Source organism: Stenotrophomonas sp. 109824_Sma (assembly GCF_056480025.1).
On record NZ_CM151078.1, the window covers coordinates 1365067 to 1385373 of the forward strand.

Annotated in this window: 17 protein-coding genes; 10 read left to right on the top strand and 7 right to left on the bottom strand. The window is 67.7% G+C overall.

Going from position 1 to position 20307, the window contains the following annotated elements; all coding sequences use genetic code 11:
• The first annotated feature begins 16 nt into the window (after positions 1–16).
• The gene (locus tag ACZK1G_RS06345; protein ID WP_101765157.1) at positions 17–997 is read left to right on the top strand and encodes a cation diffusion facilitator family transporter; all 981 of its coding nucleotides are present in this window, start codon (positions 17–19) and stop codon (positions 995–997) included.
• Between the two features lie 38 nt (positions 998–1035).
• On the opposite strand, the gene nfi is transcribed toward ACZK1G_RS06345, so the two are convergent.
• Entirely contained in the window at positions 1036–1710 is a 675-nt protein-coding gene (gene nfi / locus ACZK1G_RS06350) for a deoxyribonuclease V (RefSeq protein WP_101765158.1), read from the bottom strand.
• 94 nt (positions 1711–1804) lie between these two features.
• Here nfi and gpmA point away from each other — a divergent pair, with 94 nt between their 5' ends.
• Positions 1805–2554 (top strand): 2,3-diphosphoglycerate-dependent phosphoglycerate mutase, encoded by a 750-nt coding sequence (gene gpmA, locus ACZK1G_RS06355; protein WP_032127519.1) that lies wholly within the window; start codon positions 1805–1807, stop codon positions 2552–2554.
• A 111-nt stretch (positions 2555–2665) separates the two neighbouring features.
• Here the strand turns inward: gpmA and ACZK1G_RS06360 are convergent, their stop codons facing one another.
• Positions 2666–3127 carry a hypothetical protein gene (locus ACZK1G_RS06360; protein ID WP_049446344.1) on the bottom strand — a complete coding sequence of 154 codons (462 nt, stop codon included), beginning with the start codon at positions 3125–3127 and terminating at the stop codon, positions 2666–2668.
• Positions 3128–3265: 138 nt separating this feature from the next.
• On the opposite strand from ACZK1G_RS06360, the gene ACZK1G_RS06365 reads away from it, so the two are divergent.
• Positions 3266–5359 carry a M13 family metallopeptidase gene (locus ACZK1G_RS06365; protein ID WP_101765159.1) on the top strand — a complete coding sequence of 698 codons (2094 nt, stop codon included), beginning with the start codon at positions 3266–3268 and terminating at the stop codon, positions 5357–5359.
• Positions 5360–5451: 92 nt separating this feature from the next.
• Here ACZK1G_RS06365 and ACZK1G_RS06370 read toward each other — a convergent pair whose 3' ends face one another.
• The 4 genes from ACZK1G_RS06370 to ACZK1G_RS06385 all read right to left on the bottom strand — a co-directional run bounded on the left by ACZK1G_RS06370 (position 5452) and on the right by ACZK1G_RS06385 (position 11226).
• Positions 5452–6069 (bottom strand): HD-GYP domain-containing protein, encoded by a 618-nt coding sequence (locus ACZK1G_RS06370; protein ID WP_049446339.1) that lies wholly within the window; start codon positions 6067–6069, stop codon positions 5452–5454.
• 44 nt (positions 6070–6113) lie between these two features.
• On the bottom strand, positions 6114–9578 hold the full coding sequence (gene mfd / locus ACZK1G_RS06375; protein ID WP_049446338.1) for a transcription-repair coupling factor: 3465 nt from the start codon (positions 9576–9578) through the stop codon (positions 6114–6116).
• Positions 9579–9727: 149 nt separating this feature from the next.
• The gene (locus ACZK1G_RS06380) at positions 9728–10273 is read right to left on the bottom strand and encodes a GNAT family N-acetyltransferase (RefSeq protein ID WP_004150340.1); all 546 of its coding nucleotides are present in this window, start codon (positions 10271–10273) and stop codon (positions 9728–9730) included.
• 95 nt (positions 10274–10368) lie between these two features.
• Positions 10369–11226 (bottom strand): 23S rRNA (adenine(2030)-N(6))-methyltransferase RlmJ, encoded by an 858-nt coding sequence (locus tag ACZK1G_RS06385; protein ID WP_049446337.1) that lies wholly within the window; start codon positions 11224–11226, stop codon positions 10369–10371.
• Positions 11227–11261: 35 nt separating this feature from the next.
• Between ACZK1G_RS06385 and creB the strand changes: the two genes are divergently transcribed.
• From creB to ACZK1G_RS06420, 7 genes are all read left to right on the top strand, one after another.
• Positions 11262–11987: a two-component system response regulator CreB gene (gene creB / locus ACZK1G_RS06390; RefSeq protein WP_080347535.1), complete on the top strand. Its 726-nt coding sequence runs from the start codon at positions 11262–11264 to the stop codon at positions 11985–11987.
• Between the two features lie 3 nt (positions 11988–11990).
• Positions 11991–13451 (top strand): two-component system sensor histidine kinase CreC, encoded by a 1461-nt coding sequence (gene creC, locus ACZK1G_RS06395; RefSeq protein WP_101765160.1) that lies wholly within the window; start codon positions 11991–11993, stop codon positions 13449–13451.
• Between the two features lie 81 nt (positions 13452–13532).
• Positions 13533–14852 carry a cell envelope integrity protein CreD gene (gene creD / locus ACZK1G_RS06400; protein WP_101765162.1) on the top strand — a complete coding sequence of 440 codons (1320 nt, stop codon included), beginning with the start codon at positions 13533–13535 and terminating at the stop codon, positions 14850–14852.
• Between the two features lie 10 nt (positions 14853–14862).
• The gene (locus ACZK1G_RS06405; protein ID WP_101765163.1) at positions 14863–15273 is read left to right on the top strand and encodes a hypothetical protein; all 411 of its coding nucleotides are present in this window, start codon (positions 14863–14865) and stop codon (positions 15271–15273) included.
• 127 nt (positions 15274–15400) lie between these two features.
• Positions 15401–16993: a M20/M25/M40 family metallo-hydrolase gene (locus ACZK1G_RS06410; RefSeq protein WP_101765164.1), complete on the top strand. Its 1593-nt coding sequence runs from the start codon at positions 15401–15403 to the stop codon at positions 16991–16993.
• Positions 16994–17147: 154 nt separating this feature from the next.
• Positions 17148–18551, top strand: a complete 1404-nt coding sequence (gene gltX / locus ACZK1G_RS06415; protein ID WP_101765166.1) for a glutamate--tRNA ligase — start codon at positions 17148–17150, stop codon at positions 18549–18551.
• 34 nt (positions 18552–18585) lie between these two features.
• A complete protein-coding gene (locus ACZK1G_RS06420; protein ID WP_004150412.1) occupies positions 18586–19077 on the top strand; it encodes a Fur family transcriptional regulator in 492 nt (163 codons plus the stop codon).
• Between the two features lie 70 nt (positions 19078–19147).
• Here the strand turns inward: ACZK1G_RS06420 and ACZK1G_RS06425 are convergent, their stop codons facing one another.
• Positions 19148–20302, bottom strand: coding sequence for an HlyD family secretion protein (locus tag ACZK1G_RS06425; RefSeq protein ID WP_049446323.1), 1155 nt, complete (start codon positions 20300–20302; stop codon positions 19148–19150).
• Positions 20303–20307 lie beyond the last annotated feature (5 nt).

Below are 20307 nucleotides of genomic sequence, written 5' to 3' on the forward strand. Positions count from 1 at the left end.
CAAAGGAGCTGTTGCCATGGGCCACGACCACGATCACCTGCCATCCGAGATCCGTCACGAGAAACCCTTGTGGTGGGCACTCGGCCTGACCTCCACCTTCCTCGTCGTCGAGGTGGTGGGCGCGTTCTGGACCAACAGCCTGGCGCTGCTGTCAGACGCCGCGCACATGGCCACCGATGCGTTGGCGCTGATGATCGCGCTGGTCGCGGTGCGGCTGAGCCGGCGCCCGCCGGACGCGCGCCGCACCTACGGCTACGCACGCCTGGAAGCGCTGGGCGCGATGATCAACGGCGCCATGCTGTTCGTGGTTGCCGCCTACATCCTGTGGGAGGCGGTCGGGCGCTTCCGCGAGCCGCAGGAGATTGCCTCCTCCGGCATGCTGGTGATCGCCGCCGCGGGCCTGGTCATCAACCTGATCTCGATGCGCCTGCTGCAGGCGGGCAGTGGCGAGAGCCTCAACGTGAAGGGCGCCTACCTGGAAGTGTGGGCGGACATGCTCGGCTCGGTGGCCGTGATCGCCGGTGCATTGCTGATCAAGTGGACCGGCTGGAAGCCGATCGACCCGATCCTGGCGGTACTGATCGGCCTGTGGGTACTGCCGCGCACGTACGTGCTGATGCGAGAGGCGATCAACGTGCTGCTGGAAGGCGTGCCCAAGGGCATGGACGTGGCCAAGGTGCGCGACAGCCTGTCCGGCCATGCCGCCGTGCTGGACGTGCATGACCTGCACGTGTGGGCGCTGGCCTCCAGCACCCCGGCGCTGACCGCGCACATCGTGATGCGCGACGGCACCGATGCCGATGCGCTGCGCCGTGAGCTGGGCGGGCGCCTGCACGATGACTTCGGGATCGAGCACGTGACGCTGCAGATCGAAGCGGACCACTGCGGCGAAGCCTGTGGTGAGCCGGCGCCGGCCAAGGGCAGCGAGCACGAGGGCCATGAAGGCCACGACCATGGCGAGGACGCGCAGGGCCATCGCGGCCACGTGCATCGTTGATCGAGGATGACGACCGCGCCGGGCGGTGCCCGGTGCGGTCATTCGTCCCGTCGCGAGGCCAGCCGGTCCGCCAGCCGGGTCGGCTCCGGCAACCGGTAGCCGCGCAGCGTGCGCTGCACCCAGTCCAGCGCGGTATCCGCACTGACCCGATGGCCGCCGGCCACGAACAGTGGCTTGCAGCGCACCTTGCTGCGCAGCACCCAGCCCAGTTGCTCATCGCCATCCATCAGCGGCGTATGTGCGCCGGCCTCGGCGCCCGGTTCGACGAACCGGCCGACCAGCTTCGACTTGGCCACGCCGATGCTCGGCAGGTCGGTGACCACACCGAGGTGAGCGGCCACGCCCAGCCGGCGCGGGTGGCTGATGCCATGGCCATCGACGAACACCAGGTCCGGCGTGCGCGGCAGCAGCGCCAGCGCGGCCAGCAGTGCCGGCAGCTCGCGGAAGCTGAGCAGGCCGGGGATGTAGGGCATCACCGTGGGGATGCGCGCGATCTCCTGCACCACGGGCTGCAGCGTCTCTGCGTCCAGCAGTACCGCCGCGGCGCGGGTGATGGCGCCGCCGCTTTCAAAGCCAACATCCAGCCCGGCCAGCCAGCGCACGTTGCGGGGCAGGCGGTCCTGGCGCTCCACGCGGCCTGCCAGCTGCAGCTGCTGCGCGCGTGCCGCGGCGACGCTGCCTTCCCAGCGCCCGGGGTCGATCACCGTATTCATTGGTCACAGCATCGCATGCGCGGTGCCACGGCCCGGTGAGCGGCGCCCGGGGCTACAATGGCAGCCTGCCTTTCCTCGCGTTGGAGACCCTGCAGTGACCCGTAAACTCGTACTGTTGCGCCATGGCCAGAGCCAGTGGAACCTGGACAACCGCTTCACCGGCTGGGTCGATGTCGACCTGACCGAGCAGGGGCGCCGGGAAGCGGCCGCCGCGGGTCGCCTGATGCGCGAGGAAGGCCTGCAGTTCGACGTCGCCCACACCTCCGTGCTCAAGCGCGCCATCCACACCCTGCAGGGCGCACTGGCCGAGCTGGAACAGGACTGGCTGCCGGTGAACAAGTCCTGGCGCCTCAACGAACGCCATTACGGCGGCCTGCAGGGCCTGGACAAGGCCGAGACCGCTGCCAAGCACGGCGAGGAGCAGGTCAAGGTGTGGCGTCGTTCATACGACATCCCGCCGCCGGCCATGGACCTGGAAGATCCGGGCCACCCGATCCATGACCGCCGCTACGCCGGCCTGGACCGCAACGCGCTGCCGGGCACCGAATCGCTGGCGACCACGCTGGACCGCGTGCTGCCGTACTGGCACGACGCCATCGCGCCGCAGCTGAAGGACGGCAAGACCGTGCTGGTCACCGCCCACGGCAACTCGCTGCGCGCGCTGTACAAGTACCTCAACAATGTCTCGCGCGAGGAAATCCTCGAGCTGAACATCCCGACCGGCATCCCGCTGCTGTTCGAATTGAACGACGACCTGACGGTGAAGTCGTTCCGCTACCTGGGCGACCCGGAAGCAGCGCGCAAGGCCGCTGAAGCCGTAGCCAACCAGGGCAAGGCGAAATAAAGAAGCAGAAGGCCGGCGCAAGCCGGCCTTCGCTTTTGTAGAGTCGAGCCATGCTCGACTGACGCTGTCGCACCCCAGTAGAGCCACCCCATGGGTGGCTGCATCTGCCAGCTACGAAGGACCCAACAGACGCGCGCTCGGCGGCTGCAACGCGGCAATGTCGATGACGTGGTCCTGGCATATCACCTGATAGTGCGTGAATGGGCCGGGGTAGCGGGTGTCGGCGAAGGTGGCACGGTCCAGATAATCGAGGAACTTCGAACGGCTGTAACGGCGGAACAGGTTGCCGCTCCAGGTTTCGGAGTCGTCCCAGCTCTGGTAGGACTCGTTGTGCACGGCGTAGCTGATGTAGGCGTTCCAAACCAGCTCGAACCGCTGCGAATGGGAGGTTATCTCTATCGCGCGCACGCCCTCGATCGAACGTCCATTGCCGAGGTCCACTGGGCGAGGCTCTCCTTTCACCTGTCCCTCTTCGATGACCAGCCGCAGACAGTTGGCCTCCGGTTCGCCAATACCCGTCAGGAATAGATACTCGCAGCGGTCGAGGGCCAGTAGCAGCGCAGCGTCGTCCATGGGCGCGAGATCCGGTGATCGGGAAGATTAAGAATACCGGCATGCAGTTGGTTGGCGACTCCACGGGCTCGTGACCTTTGGCCGGTCCCCAGCTCCGTTCCCCCGGCTACCCTGTGAAATTACCCGCAGGAGAGCCTCATGAACGTCCGCAACCTGGTCCCGCTGGGCCTGACCATCGCCATCGCTGCCTCGCTGGCGGCCTGTGGCAAGAATGAAACCGCGCCGGCGGCCAGCGCCGACGCCAAGCCGGCCTTCGACCTGTCGCAGATCAAGACGCCGCTGATCTCGCTCAACAGCGCCGATCTGGATCCGGCCATTTCGGCCTGTACCGACCTCAATGGCTTCGTCAACAGCAAGTGGCTGAAGGCCAACCCGGTGCCGGGCGACCAGACCACCTGGGGCAGCTTCGAGATCCTGCGCGAGCGCTCGCTGGAAGTGCAGCACGCACTGGTGCAGCAGGCCGCGGCCAGCCAGGCCAAGGCCGGCTCGGTGGAAGCCAAGATCGGTGACATCTGGAAGACCGGCAACGATGAAGCCAAGATCGAAGCCGCCGGCCTGGCGCCGCTGCAGCCGCAGCTGGACAAGATCACCGCGCTGAACGACACCGCCGCCATCACCCAGTACCTGCGCGACAGCCAGGCCGAGGGCAAGGGCGTGCTGTTCTCGCTGTTCGCCAATGCCGACTACAAGGATTCGGCCAACGTCATCGCCTATGTCGGCCAGGGCGGCCTCGGCCTGCCGGAGAAGGGCTACTACTTCGACGACGCGCAGGCCAAGATCCGCGATGCCTACGTGGCCTACATCGCACAGGTGCTGACCCTGTCCGGCGTGGACGCGGCGCAGGCCGCCGAGCAGGCCAAGGCCGTGATGGCCTTCGAAACCCGCCTGGCCAAGGCCTCGATGTCGCGCATCGAAATGCGTGACCCGGCCAAGCGCTACAACCCGCTCAGCGCGGCCGACGCCGACAAGCTGACCCCGAACTTCAGCTGGACCGCGCTGTTCGACACCCTGAAGGTGCCGGCCGCGCAGAAGTTCTCGCTGGCCCAGCCGGGCTTCTTCGGTGAAATGGACAAGATGCTGGCCGACGTGCCGGCCAGCACCTGGCGGGCCTACCTGCGCTTCCACACCATCGACGACGCCTCGCCGTACCTGAGCAGCCAGTTCGAGAAGGCCAACTTCGATTTCTACGGCACCACCCTGCGTGGCCAGAAGGAAATGCAGCCGCGCTGGAAGCGTGTGCTGGAGTCGGTCAACGGTGGCATGGGCGAAGCCCTGGGCCAGCTGTACGTCGACGCCGTGTTCCCGGCCGAATCCAAGGTGGCCATGCAGCACCTGGTGGAAAACCTGTCGCAGGCGCTGAAGGCGCGCCTGGAGCAGCTGCCGTGGATGGGCGAAGAGACCAAGAAGAAGGCCCTGGAGAAGTGGGCCAGCTTCACCCCGAAGATCGGTTACCCGGACAAGTGGCGTGACTGGGCGGGCCTGCAGACCAACGGCGACAGCTACCTGGGCAACATGCAGGCGGCGCGTGCGTTCAACTACCGCTACATGCTGGACAAGATCGGCAAGCCGGTGGACAAGACCGAGTGGGGCATGACCCCGCAGACCGTCAACGCGTACTACAACGCCACCAAGAACGAGATCGTGTTCCCGGCCGCGATCCTGCAGGCACCGTTCTTCGACGCCAAGGCCGATCCGGCGCTGAACTACGGCGGCATCGGTGCGGTCATCGGCCACGAAATGATGCACGGCTACGATGACTCGGGCAGCCAGTTCGCCGCCAACGGCAACTTCGACAACTGGTGGACCGACGCCGACCGCAAGGCCTTCACCCAGCGTACCGACCAGCTGGTCGCGCAGTTCGACGGCTATGAATCGGTGCCGGGCGTGTTCGTGAAGGGCAAGCTGACCCTGGGCGAGAACATCGGCGACCTGGGCGGCCTGACCGTGGCCTACGACGCGCTGCAGATGGCGCTGAAGGAAGACCCGAAGGCGAATGTCGAAGTGGATGGCCACAGCCAGGACCAGCGCTTCTTCATGAACTGGGCCACCGTGTGGCGCCGCAACTTCACCGATGGTGAGCTGCGCGTCCGCCTGAACACCGACCCGCACGCCCCGGCCAACTTCCGTGCCAACGGCGCGCCGTCGAACATGCCGTCCTATGCCGCTGCGTTCCAGTGCAAGGCCGGCGACGCGATGGTGCGTGCCGACGACAAGCGCGTGGTGATCTGGTAATCGATCATGCGTGATGCGTGATGCAGAAGGCCCGGCGAATGCCGGGCCTTTTGTTTGCGCGGTTGGTGGCGCCGGGCGGTGCCCGGTGGATCTCAGGCCAGCTCCGGCTCCCGTGCCAGCATGCGATGGAAGCGCTGCAGCACGTAGGGGTCCACCAGCCCGCCGGATTGCGCTTCGATGATCCGCAATGCGGTTTCGTGCTCCATCGCGTCGCGGTACGGGCGCACGCTGGTCATCGCATCGTAGGCATCGGCGATGGTGACGATGCGCGCGCCCAGCGGGATGGATTCGCCGCGCAGTCCATCGGGATAGCCGCTGCCATCGAAGGCTTCGTGATGGGCGCGGATCAGTCGCGCCACGGGCGCGGCGTCGCTGCGGCCGGTGGCCAGGAAGATATGCTCGCCGCGCACCGGGTGCTCGCGCATGATCGCGCGCTCCTCATCGGTGTGCCGGCGCGGTGCCAGCAGCACATCGTCGGGAATGCCGATCTTGCCGATGTCGTGGAAGCGCGCGGCCAGGCCGATCTGCGCACAGGCCTCGTCATCGAGATCGCAGTGCGCGGCAAGGCGCTGCGCGAACAGGCCGACGCGGTCGCAGTGGTGGCGGGTATAGGCGTCGCGCATCTGCAGCGACATCGAAAGGGCATCGATCAGGCAGGCCTGCGCGTGCAGCAGGTCGGGGGCGGGTACGGCGTCAGGAAACATGGTCATCCGCCCGCACCGGGTGGGGACCGGTGCGGGGTATTCGGGGGCGATCAACCCGGGGCGAGGGTGGTCAGAAGGGCGCGGGCCGCGTTGAAGCGGTCTTCCGGCAACGGCAGCGGGTGCTTGATGCGCAGCTTGTCAGGCCCTTCCATGGCGTACAGGTTCGGTTGTTTCTGGATCAGCTGGATCACCGCCATCGGGTCGATGTTCGGCTTGGACTCGAACACGATGCGGCCACCGTTCTCGCCCAGGTCGAGCTTGCGGATGCCCAGCGTGTTGGCTTTCAGCTTCAGCTCGGCAATGGCGAACAGGTGCTTGGCCGCGTCCGGCAGCAGGCCGAAGCGGTCGATCATCTCCACCTGCAGTTCGCGCAGTGCATCGCTGTCGCGCGCGCTGGAAATGCGCTTGTACAGGGTCAGGCGGGTGTGCACGTCCGGCAGGTAGTCTTCCGGAATCAGCGCCGGCACATGCAGTTCGACCTCGGCACCACGCACTTCCTCACCGGCATCCAGGTCGGGCAGCTTGCCCTGCTTGATGCTGCGCACCGCGCGCTCCAGCAGTTCGGTGTACAGGCTGAAGCCAACCTCGGCCATCTGCCCGCTCTGGTCCTCGCCGAGCAGTTCACCGGCACCGCGGATCTCCAGATCGTGCGTGGCCAGGGTGAAGCCGGCGCCGAGTTCGTCCATCGAGGCGATCGCTTCCAGGCGCTTCTCCGCATCCGGGGTGATCGAACGGCGGTCGGGCGCCACCAGGTAGGCGTAGGCGCGGTGGTGCGAACGACCGACGCGGCCACGCAGCTGGTGCAGCTGGGCCAGGCCGAAGCGGTCGGCGCGGTTGATGATGATGGTGTTGGCGTTGGGGATGTCGATGCCCGACTCGATGATCGTGGTCGACAGCAGCACGTTGAAGCGCTGCTTCTGGAAATCCAGCATCACCTTTTCCAGCTCGCGCTCGGGCATCTGGCCGTGGGCGATGCCGATGCGTGCCTCGGGCACCAGCTCGGACAGCTCGCGCTGCATGCGGCCGATGCTTTCCACGTCGTTGTGCAGGAAGTACAGCTGGCCACCACGCGCCAGCTCGCGCTGGAAGGCTTCGCGCAGCAGCGCGTTGTCCCACTGGGTGATGAAGGTCTGCACCGCCAGCCGGTTCGGCGGCGGCGTGGCGATGATCGACAGGTCGCGCAGGCCGGCCATCGCCATGTTGAGCGTGCGCGGGATCGGCGTGGCGGTCAGGGTCAGCAGGTGCACGTTGGCGCGCAGCGCCTTCAGTGCCTCCTTCTGGCGCACGCCGAAACGCTGCTCCTCGTCGACGATGACCATGCCCAGGTCCTTGAACTTCACGTCCGGCTGCAGCAGGCGATGGGTACCGACGATGACGTCGATGGTGCCGGCGGCGACCTTCTCCAGCTCGGCCTTGATTTCCTTCGTGGTCTTGAAGCGCGACAGCACCTCGACCTTCAGCGGGTAATCGGCGAAACGGTCGCGGAAGTTGCGGTAATGCTGTTCGGCCAGCAGCGTGGTCGGCACCAGCACGGCCACCTGCTTGCCGGCACTGGCGGCGGCGAATGCCGCACGCACCGCCACCTCGGTCTTGCCGAAGCCGACGTCGCCGCAGACCACGCGGTCCATCGGCTGGCTGCTGGCCAGGTCGCGCAGGGTGGCGTCGATCGCGGCCAGCTGGTCCGGCGTTTCCTCGAACGGGAAACCGGCGGCGAACGGCTCGTACATCGCGCGGTCCACCTGCAGTGCCAGGCCGGCACGCGCCTGGCGGCGGGCCTGGATCTCCAGCAGCTCGGCGGCGACGTCGCGCACCTTCTCGGCGGCCTTGCGCTTGGCCTTGCTCCACTGTTCGCCACCCAGCGAATGCAGCGGCGCGGTTTCCGCCGACGCACCGGAGTAGCGGCTGATCAGGTGCAGCTGGGCGACCGGCACATACAGGCGGTCACCCTTGGCATATTCGATTTCGAGGAACTCGCCGGGCATGCCGCCGACGTCCATTGCGATCAGGCCACGATAGCGGCCGACGCCATGGTCTTCGTGCACGATCGGCGCGCCTTCGGTCAGCTCGCCGAGGTCACGGATGATCGCTTCCGGTTCGCGGCCGGCACGGCGCGTGCGGCGGGTGCTGCCGGCGCGCTCGGGGAACAGCTGGCGCTCGGTCAGCACCGCGATGCGCGGATCGTCCAGCGCGAAGCCATCCTCCAGCGGCGCCACCGCGATCGCGAAGCGCGCATCGTCGGCGAGGAAGCTGGGCAGGTCGGCCGCCACCGGCGGCTTCAACTCGGCGGCCTGCAGCACTTCCAGCAGCGCCTCGCGGCGGCCGGGCGAATCGGCGGCGATCAGCACCCGGCCCGGATAGTGGCCGAGGAAGGATTTCAGCGCGTCGCCAGCGGGCGCCTCGCGCGCGGCCACCGGCAGCGGCGGCAGCGGCTGGTCGCCCAGCGCGTGCGCGTCGGCGATGCGCGCATGGTCAGCCGACCACACCTCGATGCGCGGGGCATCGTTCAGGCGCTCGCGCAGCAGCTCCGGCGACAGGTACAGCGCGGACGGCGGCAGCAGCGGCCGTTCCACATCGTGGCGGCGTTGTTCGTAGCGCTCACCGGTCTGCGCCCAGAATGCCTCGGCGGCTTCGCCGGCACCGGCGCAGACCACCGGCAGGCTGCCGTCGGGCAGGTAGTCGAACAGGGTCGCGGTGCGTTCGAAGAACAGCGGCAGGTAGTACTCGACGCCGGCCGGCGCCAGTCCGGACTTCAGGTCCTGGTACAACGAACTGCGCCGGGTATCGACATCGAAACGCTCGCGCAGCGTGGCCAGCACGCGGGCGATGCTGGCTTCATCCATCGGCACTTCGCGGCCCGGCAGCATGTGCACCGCCTCGACCTTGTCCAGCGAACGCTGGCTTTCCGGATCGAAGGCACGGATCGAATCGATGTCCTCGTCCAGCAGCTCCACCCGCAGCGGCTCGTCGGCACCCATCGGGTACACGTCGAGCAGGCCGCCGCGTACAGCGAAGTCACCCGGGTCCATCACCTGCGGCACGTTGCGGTAGCCGGCACTTTCCAGGCGGCGCTTCTCGGCTTCCAGGTCCAGGCGCTGGCCGACCTTCAGGTCGAAGCTGCCGCCGATCACGTAGCTGCGCGGGGCCAGCTGCTGCAGCAGGGTCTGCACCGGCACGATCACCAGGCCGCGCTTCAGCGTGGGCAGGCGGTGCAGGGCGGACAGTCGCTGCGAAATGATGTCCGGATGCGGGCTGAAGCGGTCGTAGGGCAGGGTTTCCCAGTCCGGGAAGGCGACCACCGGCAGGGCCGGGTCGCCGCCGAGCAGGGTGTGCAGGTCGGCTTCGAGCTGGTTGGCACCGTGGTTGTCACGGGCGATCACCAGCAGGGGCGCGTCATGCGCACGCGCGGCCTGGGCCAGGTACCAGGCCAGGGCGGTCGGCGATGCGGGCGCGCGCCACCAGGCGCGGAGCTGGCCGGCGCGCGGCAGCGGCGGGGCGGGGTATGAGGTACGCGACATGGACCCCGGATTTTAGCAGAAGCCCGATCGAAGCCCGGTGGGTGGTATCGGCCGTTGGCCGGCAGCCTCATGCGCCGTTGGGGTAGCGCAATGCCGGCCAGCGGCCGGCACTACCGGAATGCGTCGCCAGGCCACGCCCGGCGCAGCCTTCAGTTGTCCAGCTCCAGCACCATCCGCACCAGGCCTTCGGCACCGGTCGGGTGCGGTACCGGCTTGAAGCCCAGCGAGGCGGCCAGCTGCTTCATCGGCTCGTTCTCGGCGGCAACGTCGCCGTACAGGCGGTCCAGGTACTTGCCGCGGCCCCACTTCACCAGCTTGCGCATCAGCTGCCGGCCCAGGCCCTGGCCAATGAGGAAGCGGCTGATCAGGATCGCGTACTCGGCTTCACGGGTGCCGGGGATGATCGAGGCCCGGGCGACCGCGCCGACCACCGCTTCGCCAGCGGGCAGGGATTCGGCTGCGACCAGGGTGATCTCGGTCTTGGGATTCGGGTGGGTCAGGCGCTGGGTCGTTTCCGGCGAAAGCTCGGTCACCGCCTGCAGGAAACGATCACGGATTTCTTCCGGCCCGAACAGGCTGAACGCCGCTTGCAGCGGTGCGCCATCTTCCGGGCGGATGGGGCGGATCAGCAGCTCGTGGCCGCTGGGAGCCTTGAAGATCTCATGCCAGGGCGGCATGCGGTTGCGAGTGGCCATACCGGGTGATTCCTTGGTGGTCCATCGATTGTGGCATCACCGGGGCTGCATTCCGTGAACGAAAGGCTCACGGCGGTACAGCCTCGTGAAGGCCGTTATTCGGGGGCTTTGAGCCAATCCAGGCGGGTGCTGGCCCCGGGTTCACCCAGGTGCTGGCGCAGCGCCGGCAGGGCCGGGCCGACCACCCGGTCGAACTGCCAGGGCGGGTTGAGCAGCAGCATGCCGCTGCCGTTGAGGCGCAGCGGTGAGTCGTCCGGGCGCACCAGGAACTCGATCGTCATCGCCGACTTGACCGGCAGGGCGGTGGCCTTGCGCAGGAAGTGCAGGATGGTGCGGCGCTGCTTGATCGGGAACCACACCGCGCAGGTAGCCTGCGGCCAGCGCGCCAGGGTCTCGGCCAGCGCGGCCAGGACGGCCTGGTATTCGGCGTCCTGGGCCTCGTAGGGCGGGTCGATCAGCACCAGGCCACGGCCGATCTTGCTGCCGTTGAACTTCGGCGGCAGCAGCGAACGCAGCAGCGCGTAGCCATCGCCCGGGCGCACATCGACGCGGCTGTCATGGGCGAACAGGGCCTTCAGCGTGGCCGTTTCGGCTTCCTGCAGCTCACAGACCGCCATGCGGTCCTGCGCGCGCATCGCCTGCGCGCTCAGCAGCGGCGAGCCCGGGTAGTTGGTCAGCGCGCCCACCGGGTTGTCGGCCTGCACCGCCTTCAGGTAGCGCTCGACCACCTCCGGCAGCTTGGGCTGGGCCATCAAGCGCATGATCCCGGATTCGGCCTCCAGGGTCTTGCGGCTCTCTTCGCTGGCCAGCAGGTAGCGGCCGGCACCGCCGTGGGTGTCGAGCACGAAGAACGGGCTGTCCTTGCGCTTGAAGCTGTCGATCAGGGCCAGCTGCACGATGTGCTTGAGCACATCGGCGTGGTTGCCGGCATGGAAGGCGTGGCGATAGTTCATGGGCGGCAGTGTACGGGGCGGCGGCCGCAGCGGCTATGCTGCGCGCCATGACAGTTCCCGTTGCCCATGTCCTGGTGGTCGAGGACGAAGCCGCCATCGCCGAAACCGTGCTCTATGCGCTGCGCAGCGAAGGCTATGCCGCCAGCCACTGCCTGCTGGGCGGCGAGGCCCTGCAACGGCTGCAGGCCGGCGATATCGACGTGGTGGTGCTGGACGTGGGCCTGCCGGACCTGGGCGGTTTCGAGGTCTGCCGGCGGCTGCGTGCGCAGGCCGGGCCGGCGGCGCAGCTGCCGGTGATCTTCCTGACCGCCCGCAACGATGAAGTGGACCGCGTGCTGGGCCTGGAACTGGGCGCCGACGATTACATGACCAAACCGTTCTCGCCGCGCGAGCTGGTGGCGCGGGTGCGTGCGCGCCTGCGCCGTGCGGCACCGGCCGTCGCAGCGCCCCGCGCGGACGCCGGCTGGCAGGAACATGGGGCGTTCGCCATCGACCGCGAAGGCCGGCGCATCCGCTTCCGCGGCCATGCGCTGGACCTGACCCGCTACGAATACGCGTTGCTGGAAGCGTTGCTGCAGCGCCCCGGTGCCATCCTCAGCCGCGCGCAGCTGATGGACCGGGGCTGGGACAGCAGTGCCGACAGCGCCGACCGCACCGTCGACACCCATGTAAAGACGCTGCGCGCCAAGCTGCGTGCGGCCGGTGCCAGCGACGACCCGATCCGTACCCACCGTGGCCTCGGCTACGCGCTGGAGGTCTAGCCGATGCGCCTGGTACTGAAGCTGTTCCTCGGCTTCTTCCTGATCACCGGCATCGCCGCGTTCTTCGTGATGCGCGTGTTTGTCAACGAGGTGAAGCCGGGGGTGCGCCAGGCGATGGAATCGACCCTGGTCGATGCAGCCAACGTGCTGGCCGAGATGGCCGCCGCCGACGTCAAGGACGGCACCATCCGCAGCGGCAGCTTCACCCGCAACCTGGCCAAGGCGCGGCAGCGCGACCTGAAGGCGATGGTCTGGCGTTTCCCCAAGCGCTCGCTGGATTACCGGGTGACCATCACCGATGCCAAGGGCATCGTCATCTACGATTCGCTGGGCCGCGACCTCGGGCGTGACAATTCGCGTTGGAACGATGTCTACCGCACCCTGCGTGGCGAGTACGGCGCCCGCTCCAGCCCGGAAGTGCCAGGCGAAGAAGGCGATACGGTGATGCATGTGGCGGCGCCGGTGTACGACCCGGCCGATGGGCGCACCCTGATCGGTGTGCTCAGCCTGGCCCAGCCCAACCGCAGCATCGATCCATTCATCGCCGCCAGCCAGCGCGCCATCATCGAGCGCGGCGCCTGGTTGATCGGGCTGTCGGCGCTGGTCGGCGTGCTGGTGACGATGTGGCTTACCACCGGCCTCGGCCAGCTCAGCCGCTATGCACGCGCGGTCAGCGCCGGCGAACCGGTGCCACCGCCACGGCGCCGCCGTGATGAGATCGGTGACCTCGGCCAGGCGCTGGAAACCATGCGCCGCAAGCTGGAAGGCAAGGCCTACGTCGAACAGTACGTGCAGTCACTGACGCACGAAATGAAGAGCCCGCTGGCGGCGATCCGCGGTGCCGCCGAGCTGCTGCAGGAGCCGCTGCCCGAGGCCGACCGCGTGCACTTCGCGCGCAGCATCGTTGATCAACAGGAGCGGCTGACCGAGACCATCGACAAGCTGCTGGCGCTGGCCGAAGTGGAACAGCACGGTTGGCTGCAGACCCGCGATCCGATCGCGCTGCCAACCTTGCTGGCCGACGCGGCAGCGGCGGCGCAGGTGCGTGCGCAGGCGGCCGGCGTGCAGGTCTGCGTCGGCAGCGTGCCCGACCTGCGCGTGCAGGGTGATGCCTATCTGCTGCGGCAGGCATTGCACAACCTGATCGACAACGCCATTGCCTTCTCACCGCCCGGCGCGGACATCGCGCTGCAGGCCGAGGCGGACGGGCAGGGCGTGCGCCTGCAGATAGCGGATCGTGGTGCTGGCATTCCCGACTACGCGCGCGAACGGGTGTTCGAACGCTTCTATTCACTGGCCCGCCCCGGCAGCGGCCGGCGCAGTTCCGGCCTGGGCCTGCCGTTCGTGCAGGAGGTCGCGCGCCTGCATGATGGTCGCGCCAGCCTCGACCCGCGCGACGGCGGTGGCACCGTGGCCAGCCTGTGGCTGCCGTTGGCACTGCCGGGCCAGCGTCCGCGCCGCTGACTTCACACTCGCTTCAAATTCGCCACAAACCCTGCTCACCGCAGCGGTCCATCCTGCAGCCCTCTCCAACGAGGATGGACCATGAAATCCCTGAAGATGCTGCTGCGGTTCGCCATTGTCGGCGGGCTGATCCTGTTGCTGCTGGTGCCGCTGATGATGATCCGCGGGGTCATCACCGAGCGCAGCCAGTACCGCGACGAGGCCTTTGCCCGGGTGGCCGACAGCCGTGCCGGCACGCAGCAGCTGGTGGGCCCGGTGCGGGTGGTGCCGTGGGTGGAACGCAAGCAGGTCGAGGTGGTTGACGCCCAGGGCAGCAAGAAGATCGAGGAGCAGGTCACCGAGGGCCACTGGCTGCAGATGCCAGCGTCGCTGGAGGTGGGCGGCGAGATGCTGCCGAGCCAGCGCGAAGTCGGCCTGTTCAAGGTGCCGGTGTACAGCTGGAACGGCCAGCTGAAGGCCACCTTCGCAGCAGACGACTATCCATCGAAGAGCGGCCGCAGCTACGGCGAGCCCTATGTAGCGCTGGGTGTTTCCGATGTGCGTGGCCTGGTCGGCACGCCGAACCTGCGCGTGGACGGCAAGCAGCTGCGGTTGCTGCCTGGCGTTGGTGCGGCCAGCGAAATCGGCCGTGGCCTGCATGCGCCGGTGAGCGGTCTTGCCTCGGATCAGGGCCTCTCCCTGGCTGCCAGCACCATCGAACTGGAGCTGCGCCTGGACGGCAGCCGCATGCTGTCGGTGGTGCCAGTGGGCGATGACACCCGCATCGCGCTGCGTTCGAGCTGGCCGCACCCGTCGTTCAGCGGCGCCTTCCTGCCCAACGAGCGGCGCGTCGATGCACAGGGCTTCGATGCACGCTGGGCCGTGTCCTCGCTGGCCTCCGACGCACAGCGCCAGCTGCGCAGCGAGGGGCCGATCGATTCGCAGGCGGTGACGGTGTCGCTGGTCGATCCGGTCGATACCTATACCCAGGCCGACCGCGCCTCGAAGTATGGCGTGCTGTTCGTGCTGCTGACCTTCGTCGGCTTCATTTTGTTCGAGCTGATCAAGTCGCTGCGCATCCACCCGCTGCAGTACCTGATGGTCGGCCTGGCGCTGGCGATCTTCTTCCTGCTGCTGATCAGCCTGTCCGAGCACATCGCGTTCTGGAAGGCCTACCTGGTCTCGGCCGTGGCCTGTATCGGCCTGCAGGCGGTGTACCTGGCCAATGTGCTGGGCCACTGGAAGCGCGGCCTCGGCTTCGCTGCGCTGCTGACCGTGCTGTACGGCGCGCTGTACGGACTGCTGGTGTCGGAGAACAACGCGCTGCTGATGGGGTCGCTGCTGCTGTTCGTGATCCTGGCGCTGGCGATGTGGGTGACCCGCCGGGTCGACTGGTACGCGCTTGGCGCGGACCTGAAGTAAGGAGCACGCCATGAGCTGGCGCCAGGGATTGCGGCAACGGGCACGGCAGGGCATTCCGGCTCTGCTGGAAGTGGATGCACTGCTGCAGGCACATGGCGTGCTGGCGGCCCTGCCGGGGGCACGGATCGCCCCCGGCCTGGTCCGCTTCCAGCTGGCCGCGGTGACCTGCGAGGGATTGCAGGGCAAGGGCCTGGCCTGGTTGCAGGGCGCGCGGCAGGGACGCGGTGCGCTGGCGGGGAAGGTGCCGCGCTACCGGCCATGGAAGGCCGGGGCGGACGCACTGACCGAAATCGGCATCGGTGGCCTGCCCGATGACTGGCCGGCGCATGCGGCGGTATACGGCAGCAGCAGCATCGACCGGCGGCACTGGTTGCTGCTGCTGCCGGAGCGGGCGCAGTTGTGGCTGGGCTGGAGTGGGTGATTCGGCAGTTCATCCACGCATGGCGTGGATCTACTGTCGCTGTCCATGACCGATGGGACGGTATCGGCGCGCCCCTGCTGGCTAGACTCGATGGGTTGATGAGCAGGCCGGAAGGCAGGGGTGTGATGTGTTGAAGTGGGGCGTGCTGGCCGTAGCGCTGGCGATGGGTGGCAATGCAGCGGCGCAGCAGCGCGAAACGGTGGACCTGGACATGGTCAGCCGCATCCGCCAGGAGGCCTTCCATCGTTCGCAGGTGATGGACACCTTCAGCTATCTCACCGAACGCATCGGCCCACGGCTGACCAACTCGCCGGCGATGGGCCGGGCCAACGCGTGGACCCGCGGCAAGTTCAACGAATGGAAGCTGGACAACGTCCACGACGAAGCCTTCGATGACTTCGGCCGTGGCTGGGAGTTCACCTCGGCCAGCGTGGAAATGCTGGGTGACCGCATCCAGCCGCTGCACGCGCTGCCTAAGGCGTGGACGCCGGGCACCCAGGGCCCGGTTGAAGGCGAGCTGGTGCAGGTCGAGATCAAGAAGCCCGAAGACATCGAAAAGTACCGCGGCAAGCTGCGTGGCAAGATCCTGTTGCTGGGCGAAGCGCGCGAATACAAGCGCGGCACCGAGCCGGATTCCCATCGGCATGACGCGACCTCGCTGGAAGGCCTGCAGGAGTTCACCCTGCCGAAGGACCAGGACGCCACCGCCGAGCGCGCCAAGCGGGTCAAGGAGTACCAGGAACGCCAGCAGCTGGCGGCCAAGGTCAATGCGTTCTTCGTCGAAGAGGGCGCGCTGGCCTCGATCAGCATCAGCAGCTGGGACAATGGCATCATCCGCGTTGCCGGCGGCGGCTCGCGCAAGGCCGGCGAGCCGGTGGGCATCCCCGAGCTGGCGATGATCAGCGAGCACTTCAATCCGCTGGTGCGCGCGCTGAAGGCCAAGCAGAGCGTGCGCCTGCGCGTGGATGTGGCCGCGCGCTTCACCGATGAAGCCGACCAGCCGGGCTACAACACGCTGGCCGAGATCCGCGGCAGCAGCAAGCCCGATGAAGTGGTGATGATCGGTGCGCACCTGGATTCCTGGCACAGCGGCACCGGCGCGGCCGACAACGCCGCCGGCGTGGCGGTAATGATGGAGGCCATGCGCATCCTCAAGGCCACCGGCGCCAGGCCCAAGCGCACCATCCGCGTGGCGCTGTGGAGCGGCGAGGAGCAGGGCCTGATCGGCTCGCAGGCCTATGTGGCCAAGCATTTCGGCCGGTTCCCGGAGCCCACCGACCCGGCGCAGAAGGCGCTGCCGGCCTCGCTGCGCGAACCGACCGGCGCGCTGCAGAAGACCCGCGATTACAGCAGGTTCCAGGTCTACTTCAACATGGACAACGGCTCGGGCCGCTTCCGGGGCATCTACGCGCAGGAAAACCTGGCGGCGATGCCGATCTTCGAGGCCTGGCTGGCCCCGTTCCATGACGTCGGCGCCACCACCGTGGCCACCCGCAACACCGGCAGCACCGACCACATCAGCTTCGACCGCATCGGCCTGCCGGGCTTCCAGTTCATCCAGGACCGGCTGGACTACTTCACCAATGTCCACCACAGCCATCTGGACACCTGGGACCACGCCGAACCGGAAGACCTGAAGCAGGCCGCGGCCATCGTCGCCTCGTTCGCCTACAACGCCGCGATGCGCGAGCAGTCCTTCCCGCGCAAGGTAGAACCGTAAAAAGGGGACGGAGGGGATTAAGTCGTATCTCCCCTCCGTTTCCCGGTTGCAGGCCCAGCGGCTGGGCAATCGCAACTTAATCCCCTCCGTCCCCTTTTTCCGTCGGGGGCGGCGGGCTGGTAAAATCGGGGGATTCCCGTTCATCGAGCCGTCCATGACCTGCCGCACCCGCTTCGCCCCCAGTCCCACCGGCTACCTGCACATCGGTGGTGCCCGCACCGCGCTGTACTGCTGGCTGGAGGCCCGCCACCGTGGCGGCGAGTTCGTGCTGCGCATCGAGGACACCGACCGTGAACGCAGCACCCAGGGCGCGATCGACGCCATCCTGGAAGCGATGGAGTGGCTGGGCCTGGACTACGACGAAGGCCCGATCTACCAGACCGACCGCGTCGCCCGTTACCAGGAAGTGGCCGAGCAGCTGATCGCCGACGGCAAGGCCTACTACGCCTACGAAACCCGCGAAGAGCTGGACGCGATGCGCGAGGCCGCCATGGCCAGGCAGGAAAAGCCACGCTACAACGGCGCTGCACGCGAACTGGGCCTGCCGTACAAGGACGACCCGAACCGGGTCATCCGCTTCAAGAACCCGCTGGAAGGCACGGTGGTGTTCGACGACCTGATCAAGGGCCGCATCGAGATCGCCAACAGCGAGCTGGATGACATGGTCATCTTCCGCCCGGACGGCTACCCCACCTACAACTTCGCGGTGGTGGTGGACGACTGGGACATGGGCATCACCGAGGTCATCCGCGGCGACGACCACATCAACAACACCCCGCGGCAGATCAACCTGTACGAAGGCATCGGTGCGCCGGTGCCGAAGTTCGGCCACATGCCGATGATCCTCGACGAGCAGGGTGCCAAGCTGTCCAAGCGCACCGGCGCGGCCGACGTGATGCAGTACAAGGACGCCGGCTACCTGCCCGATGCGCTGCTGAGCTACCTGGCCCGCCTGGGCTGGTCGCACGGTGACCAGGAGCTGTTCAGCCGCCAGGAGCTGATCGACCTGTTCGACGTGAAGGACTGCAACTCCAAGGCCTCGCGCCTGGACATGGCCAAGCTGGGCTGGGTCAACCAGCACTTCCTGAAAACCGAGGATGTGGCCGCCATCGTGCCGCACCTGGTCTACCAGCTGCAGAAGCTGGGCCTGGACGTGGCCGCTGGCCCCGCCCCGGAGGACGTGGTGGTCGCCCTGCGTGAACGCGTGCAGACCCTGAAGGAAATGGCCGAGAAGGCCGTGGTCTGGTACCAGCCGCTGACCGAGTACGACGAAGCGGCGGTGGCCAAGCACTTCAAGGCCGGTGCTGAGGTGGCGCTGGGCAAGGCCCGCGAGCTGCTGGCCGCCCTGCCGGAGTGGACCGCCGAATCGGTGGGTGTGGCCCTGCACGATGCGGCCGCCGCGCTGGAGATCGGCATGGGCAAGGTCGCCCAGCCGCTGCGCGTGGCCATCACCGGCACCCAGGTCAGTCCTGACATTTCCCATACCGTGTACCTGGCCGGCCGCGAGCAGGCCTTGAAACGCATTGATGTGGCCATCAACAAGGTAGCAACGGCCTGAGGCATCCTTGCCAGGCCCGAACCGGAGAACACGCATGCCCGCCAAGACCGCCACTGCCTGTACCGCCCCGCACCACCACGTCCACGACGCGTCGGATTTCGTGGCGGTGGTCGAGCGTGTCTCGCGCGAACGCGGGCTGCGCCTGACCCCGATCCGCGCCAACGTGCTGAAGCTGATCGCCGAGGCCGGCAAGCCGGTCAAGGCCTACGAGCTGCTGGAATGGGTGCGCAACGGCAAGGGCGTGGGCGCAGATGCCCCGCCCACCGTGTACCGCGCGCTGGACTTCCTGATGGCCAATGGCTTCGTGCACAAGCTGGAGTCGGTGAATGCCTTCGTGGCCTGCCATCACCCCAGTAGTGCCGCGCACTCGGTGCCGTTCCTGATCTGCAACAGCTGCCACAGCGCGGTGGAACTGGAAGACCGCGAGATCGTCACCCAGCTGGAAAAGCGCGCCAAGGAGCTGGGCTTCCAGCCGCAGGCGCAGACCCTGGAAGTGCACGGCCTCTGCGCGCGCTGCGCAGGCTGAAGGCAGGACGGGATTGGGGTCGGATCCCTTTGCCATTGGCAAAGGGATCCGACCCCGTTTCATGACAAGGCTAGTCCATCGGCTTGCTCGCGGTATCCACGCGCACGATCACCGACATGCCGGGCCGCAGCTGCGCGGCCAGCGTCTGGCCTTCATCGATCGATATCCGCACCGGCAGCCGCTGCACCACCTTGGTGAAGTTGCCGCTGGCATTGTCCGGGCGCAGCACGCTGAACTCTGATCCCGTGGCGGGTGCGATTTCCTGCACGCGGCCGCGCAGCACCTGGCCGTGGAACGCGTCCACCGAGAACGTGGCCGGCTGGCCGATCGCCATCCCCCAGGTCTGGCCTTCCTTGTAGTTGGCCACCACCCACAGCGTGTCAGGCACCAGGAACAGCAGCTGCGAACCGGCGGCGACGTACTGGCCCACGCGCACACTGGCTTCGCTGATCTGGCCGTCGCGCGGCGCGTGGATCACCGTGTTGGCCAGGTCGATGCGCGCCAGTTCCAGCTGCGCCTGTGCGCTTTCCACCTGCGCTTCCAGGCTCTTGCGCGCCACCCGGGTCGACACCAGCGTTTCCTCGGCGATGCGGATCTGCGCCTGCGACTGCTGCACGCTGGCCTGCGCCGAGGCCTGGGTGGTGCGGAACTTGTCGCGGTCGTTGACCGACACCAGCTGCTGCGCGGCCAGCTCCTCGTAGCGCTTGGTCTCGTTGCGCGAGCGCTGCAGTTCGGCTTGCCCGGCCGACAGCGTGGCCTGCGCGGAGGCAATCTGCGCGCGGTTCTGCGCCTGCGACTGGTCCGAGTTGGCCAATGCCGCGTGCGCACTGTCCAGCGTCGCCTGCGCCTGGGCGACACGCTGCGCATAGATGCGGTCATCGATGCGCAGCAGCGGCTCGCCCTGCTTCACATGCTGGAAGTCCTTCACCAGCACCTCGGTCACGTAGCCGTTCACCTGCGGCGCCATCACCGTGATCTGGCCGCGCACATAGGCGTTGTCGGTCACCATCACGCTGCTGGTGAAGGGCCACAGGTGCCAGGCGCGCAGGATCAGCGCGATGCCCAGCAAGGCCACCACCACCATCACCACCACGCTGCGCGCGCTGGGCTTGAGGTACTTCGGCGCGACCGCGGGTTCTGCCGGGGTGGGCGCGGGCGCCGCGTCGGTCGGCGGCGGTGGGGTCACGTTGTCGGTGTCGTCGGGGCGGGGCGGGACGGGAGGCATGGGGG